The organism is Arthrobacter sp. LAPM80, assembly GCF_046736435.1.
Classification (GTDB): Bacteria; Actinomycetota; Actinomycetes; order Actinomycetales; family Micrococcaceae; genus Specibacter.
This window is the reverse complement of the sequence record NZ_JBCHVD010000069.1, coordinates 1-495: the sequence shown is the minus strand read 5'-3', so window position 1 is coordinate 495 and position 495 is coordinate 1. Positions and strand designations below refer to the sequence as shown.

Annotated in this window: 1 protein-coding gene; it reads left to right on the top strand. The window is 67.7% G+C overall.

The window, feature by feature from the left end:
• Positions 1-54: 54 nt before the first annotated feature.
• Positions 55-495: putative transposase (locus AAGW05_RS18560; protein ID WP_411806035.1), on the top strand; the 441-nt coding region annotated here is incomplete at its 3' end.

Below are 495 nucleotides of genomic sequence, written 5' to 3'. Positions count from 1 at the left end.
ACCACCCAGGCAGTCGGGACTACGCAGGAATCCCAAGAGGCGCCGGAGCTCTCCGTGACGGCACCGACCAGCGACCAGGGGCGCATGCAGCCGGAGCTGCCGATACTGCCAACAACCGTCCCGCGTGCGGGGGAACGCTCGGCAGCGAGGGCCGGGCTGCTGGCAGAAGCTGCCCCGATGTTCGCACCTGCCGCCCGCGTTCCGCACGCGGGGTTGTTCCTGGCCCTGCCCGCCCTGGAAACCACGGGCCTGCTCTCCTGTGCGAAGGACGTCTTTGGTGCCTTGCCGGACGGCTTCTACGGCCTGAACAGCATCTTGGTTGATGGGGTGTTGCGGGCGTTGGCCGGAGAATCCCGGACCGAGGGTGCGACCCGGTTCAACCCGCAGGAACTCGGGCGGGCGCTGGGGTTGGACCGGGCCCCGGAAGTGAAAACGATCCGCCGCCGGATCAAACAACTCGCCGACATTGGTAAGGCTCAGGACTTGATCGCAGCC